Here is a 5,111-nt window from a genome sequence, read left to right on the forward strand (position 1 = left end):
GGGATTAATATTACATCTGCCGGGCTTTTTCTCTGCCACAGTAAAGCATTCGCCCGCAGCCAGGCGGCTGATGGTCGCACATTGAGGAGTATCCCGCTGTGAATGACTCTCATTTTGCTCTACCCCTTTTTTGCTTATCGCCCCCGCAAAAGATACTCCCGTCACACATTGTCCTGTAATTCATCAGGCAACGTCTGCACATTTGTTTTATGTCATTTAAAAAAGAATTCAGCACCGTATTTTGTTGATCAAGATCAACAGTTAAAAATAGGGAAAACGCATTATATAAACACTCCCTCCCTCTTAGGGGGAATATGAAACACCCGACAACAATAACAATAACGGGGCAATTAACACGCCAACCTTTAATAACTAGAAAAAATATTAAGTAAGTAAAAAAACCAGACAGAATCTTACCTATGCATCATCACAATATTCCTAACTACCTAAGATAAATATTATGAGCGAAATAACAAAAACTGCGGTGAAAGAGCCAGCGAAAAAAGCCGAACCCGGCAAAAAAAATCGCTGGATCTTTATGGTACTTCCGGTGCTGGTGTCGGTGTTGCTGCTGCTGGTTCCGGTGCCTGCCGGGCTTGAACCGTATGCGTGGCATTTCTTCGCCATCTTCGTGGGTGTCATTGTTGGTCTGATTTTCGAGCCATTACCGGGCGCCGTCATCGGTCTGACCGGTGTGGTGGTCATTGCCCTCTTCAGCCAGTGGTTACTTTTCAGCCCGGCTGAGCTGGCGGATCCTAAATTCAAAACCGCAGCACAGTCCTTCAAATGGGCAGTCAGTGGTTTTGGTAACTCCACCGTATGGTTAATCTTTGGCGCGTTCATGTTTGCCGCCGGTTACGATAAGACCCAGTTCGGCCGCCGTCTGGCGCTGATTCTGGTAAAATATCTTGGCCGCCGGAGCCTGACGCTGGGTTATGCCATCACGTTTGCTGACCTGTTACTGGCACCGTTTACACCCTCCAACACCGCGCGCAGCGGCGGCACGATCTACCCGATCATTGCTAACCTGCCGCCGTTGTACGGCTCAAAACCGAATGACCCGAGTGCGCGAAAAATCGGTTCTTATCTGATGTGGGTGGCGATCACCGCCGCGTGTATCACCAGTTCGATGTTCCTCTCCGCACTGGCACCTAACTTGCTGGCGCTGGGTATTGTGAATAGCGTGACCGGTATCAACATTTCCTGGGGCACCTGGTTCATTGCTTTCCTGCCGGTCGGTTTGCTGCTGCTGCTGACCATGCCGCTGCTGGCATACTGGTTCTACCCACCGGAAGTGAAAATCAATGATGAAGTGCCGCGCTGGGCAACCGCTGAGCTGGCAAAACTGGGCAGAATGTCCCGCCATGAAATTCTGTTGCTGGTGTTCGTCTGCTGCGCGCTGGCGATGTGGATTTTCGCGGCCAGCTTTATCGAACCCGCCATGGCTGCGCTGCTGGTCGTGGTACTGATGCTGTGGACCGGCGTGCTGAACTGGAACGACATCACCAGCAACAAACCCGCCTGGAATACCTTCGCCTGGTTCGCCACGTTGGTTGCACTGGCTGACGGTTTATCCCGCACCGGTTTTATCGCCTGGCTGGGCAAAGAAGGCGCGGCGCTGATGGGGGGGATTTCCCCGGGCGCAGCAACCATCGCCTTGTTGCTGGCGTTCTATCTGCTGCATTACCTTTTCGCCAGCACCACCGCGCACACCACCGCACTGTTACCCGCCATGCTGACCATCGGCGCGGCAATCCCTGGCATTAACATGCAGGTGTTCTGTTTGCTGATGGTGACATCTTTGGGCGTTATGGGGATCATCACGCCGTACGGTACGGGTCCAAGCCCTATTTATTACGGCAGCGGTTATCTGCCAACCAAAGATTACTGGCGCCTCGGGACTATCTTTGGTGCCATCTTCCTGATCGCTTTACTGGTAATCGGCTATCCGTGGATGGTGATGATGTTCTGATTGTGGCGATAAAATCACCCACAAAGCATTAACAGAGCATTTACTGAAAGAAAACATATAAACCTCGTTGCCAGCCTGTGTATTTGGCTGGCAACATACAGAACGAATATAAACGTCGCCCGGAACACCTCTGCTATACCGCGTCAACAGTCCCACCCCTGGCGGCAAAAACGGAAAAAGTGAGAAAACAATGTCGAACAAACCGTTCTATTATCAAAATCCCTTCCCCGTTTCCAAAGATGACACCGAATACTATCTGCTGACCAAAGACCATGTCTCTGTCAGCAACTTCGATGGTGAAGAAGTGCTTAAAGTCGAACCACAGGCGCTCACGCTGCTGGCTCAGCAGGCGTTCCATGACGCCTCATTCATGCTCAGACCTGCGCATCAGCAACAAGTGGCTTCCATTCTTCATGACCCGGAATCCAGCGAAAACGACAAATACGTGGCGCTGCAATTTCTGAGAAACTCTGAAATCGCTGCCAAAGGCATTTTGCCGACCTGCCAGGACACCGGCACGGCGATCATCATGGGTAAAAAGGGTCAGCGCATCTGGACCGGCGGCGGTGATGAAGCCAGCCTGTCTCAGGGGGTGTATAACACTTTTATCGAAGATAACCTGCGCTATTCACAAAATGCGGCGCTGGATATGTACAAAGAAGTGAACACCGGTACTAACCTGCCCGCGCAAATCGACCTTTACAGTGTTGACGGTGACGAATACAAATTCCTCTGCATCGCCAAAGGCGGCGGTTCTGCGAATAAAACTTATCTGTACCAGGAAACCAAAGCGCTGATCACCCCGGCTAAGCTGAAAAATTATCTGGTGGATAAAATGCGCACCCTCGGTACCGCAGCCTGCCCGCCGTACCACATCGCGTTTGTCATTGGTGGTACTTCTGCAGAAGCGACGCTGAAAACCGTCAAGCTGGCCTCAACGCATTATTACGATGGTCTGCCGACGGAAGGTAATGAACACGGTCAGGCATTCCGCGACGTGAACCTCGAACAGGAACTGCTGGCCGAAGCCAACAACCTGGGTCTCGGAGCACAGTTCGGTGGCAAATACTTTGCCCACGACATCCGCGTTGTGCGTCTGCCACGTCATGGCGCATCCTGCCCGGTCGGAATGGGCGTGTCTTGTTCCGCAGACCGTAATATCAAAGCCAAAATCAACCGCGACGGTATCTGGATCGAAAAACTGGAAGGCAATCCGGGTCAGTACATTCCTGAAGCATTGCGTGAGCAAGGCGAAGCCGGTGTGGTGAAAGTCGATCTGAATCGTCCGATGCCTGAAATCCTGGCGCAGCTTTCTGAATATCCGGTGTCTACCCGTTTGTCCCTGAGCGGTACGATTATCGTCGGTCGTGATATTGCACATGCCAAACTGAAAGAACGTCTGGATAATGGCGAAGGTTTGCCGCAATACATCAAAGATCATCCGATCTACTACGCCGGCCCGGCGAAAACCCCGGAAGGTTATGCCTCCGGTTCCCTCGGCCCGACCACCGCTGGCCGCATGGATTCTTACGTGGATCTTCTGCAATCCCATGGCGGCAGCATGATCATGCTGGCAAAAGGCAACCGCAGCCAGCAGGTGACCGATGCGTGCCATAAACATGGCGGCTTCTATCTGGGCAGCATCGGCGGCCCGGCAGCGGTTCTGGCGCAGCAAAGCATCAAAAGCCTGGAGTGCGTTGAATATCCTGAACTGGGTATGGAAGCTATCTGGAAAATCGAAGTCGAAAACTTCCCGGCGTTCATTCTGGTGGATGACAAAGGCAACGATTTCTTCCAGCAAATCCATGCAAGTACGTGTGCGAAATGTGTGAAGTAACTGCCTCCTGAAAGACACAAGGCCCGCCAGCAATGGCGGGCCTTTTTATGGATAACGCTTCGGGCCATCAGCGTATTACGACATCATGTAAATTATTATCCCTTCCGTCACAATCCCCAGCGCGGTGCCGGCAAGTATTGAGGAGGAAGCAGATTCCACATACGTATCGCTGCGCACAGCGAACATACCTGCGGCAATAGCAGACGGCGTTGCGCCGATGATCACCACCTGCTGCATCAGCGTATGGCTCAACCCAAATGCCAGGCCGGCAACCGCCATAATCGCCGGCTGGATCAGGTTTTTCAGGCCGACATTGGTGAACGTATGAATATTCAGCTTCGGACGCTCGCCGAAGAAGAGTAATCCCAGCGCAAACAGCGAAATTCCGCCAGCGGTTTTCCCCATCATTTCAACGGAGGAAGACAGTAACTCCGGGAGTTTAATGCCCGCCAGACTCATCACGACACCCAACACGGGGATCCAGACAATCGGATTGCGCAATGCCTTGAATAAATTATTGAGAATCATTTTGCCGAGGCTGCCCTGTTCGGCCAGATCACTGTTTTTGTCCCCCATACGGATCAGCACAATCGTCAGCGGGATCATCAGTACGCTGGTGATCAGATTCCCGACCAGTACCCCCAGAAAACCTTCCGGCCCGATAAGTACAGCCAGCACAGGCGCGCCAAAGTAAGCCATATCCGGGAATGCGCATACCAGCGACTGAATGGCGCTGGTTTTGATGTCATGACGGAAAAACCAGTGCGAGATGCACAGCGTCAGAAGATAGGATCCCATCAGGCCGATGACTAATACTGCCATAAACGACAAATTCTGTATTTTGGCAGGATCCGTATGTAATGCACCGATAAAAAGATGTAATGGCAGTGCAAAACGGATCACGACCGTGGCTAATACTGTAGCATCGTCACGTTTCATATAACCCAGCTTGCCGCTGAGCCAGCCTAATACCATAACAAACACTAAAGGAAATAATGAGGATAAGAGTAACGTCGGCATAATATGACCTTTTTTCTTTATTATTGTTGATGTGATAACTTCATGATGAAAATAGCGGTTAGTTATATTATTTACAGCCATTCACTATTGTGACCCGCATCACACCCGTCTCGCGATCGGCAATAACAATAATTAATTAACCATAAAAGCATTAAAATACAAGTAGTTAACTAAAAATAAATAATTTAACTTAAATAATAAAAAGATATTCAGGCATTTAGAACCATCCGGAAATATTTAAAAACATTATGCAGGAATTAATAAATAAGAAAGTATTAAAAC

Annotated in this window: 3 protein-coding genes; 2 read left to right on the plus strand and 1 reads right to left on the minus strand. The window is 50.5% G+C overall.

Annotated features, from left to right (window positions below; genetic code table 11):
• Positions 1-460: 460 nt before the first annotated feature.
• Positions 461-1,972 carry an anion permease gene (locus tag J1781_RS00820; RefSeq protein WP_217233069.1) on the plus strand — a complete coding sequence of 504 codons (1,512 nt, stop codon included), beginning with the start codon at positions 461-463 and terminating at the stop codon, positions 1,970-1,972.
• 190 nt (positions 1,973-2,162) lie between these two features.
• Positions 2,163-3,809, plus strand: coding sequence for a class I fumarate hydratase FumA (fumA, locus tag J1781_RS00825; protein ID WP_217233070.1), 1,647 nt, complete (start codon positions 2,163-2,165; stop codon positions 3,807-3,809).
• A 75-nt stretch (positions 3,810-3,884) separates the two neighbouring features.
• Here the strand turns inward: fumA and J1781_RS00830 are convergent, their stop codons facing one another.
• Complete coding sequence (locus J1781_RS00830; protein ID WP_129953604.1) at positions 3,885-4,829, minus strand: AEC family transporter; 945 nt, start codon at positions 4,827-4,829, stop codon at positions 3,885-3,887.
• Between the last annotated feature and the right edge of the window lie 282 nt (positions 4,830-5,111).

This window comes from Rahnella perminowiae (genome assembly GCF_019049695.1).
In the GTDB taxonomy this organism is placed as follows: Bacteria; Pseudomonadota; Gammaproteobacteria; order Enterobacterales; family Enterobacteriaceae; genus Rahnella; species Rahnella perminowiae.

Coding starts and splice junctions, on each gene's coding strand:
- fumA (WP_217233070.1), top strand. CDS start 2,163: ATGTCGAACAAACCGTTCTATTATCAAAATCCCTTCCCCGTTTCCAAA.
- J1781_RS00830 (WP_129953604.1), bottom strand. CDS start 4,829: ATGCCGACGTTACTCTTATCCTCATTATTTCCTTTAGTGTTTGTTATG.
- J1781_RS00820 (WP_217233069.1), top strand. CDS start 461: ATGAGCGAAATAACAAAAACTGCGGTGAAAGAGCCAGCGAAAAAAGCC.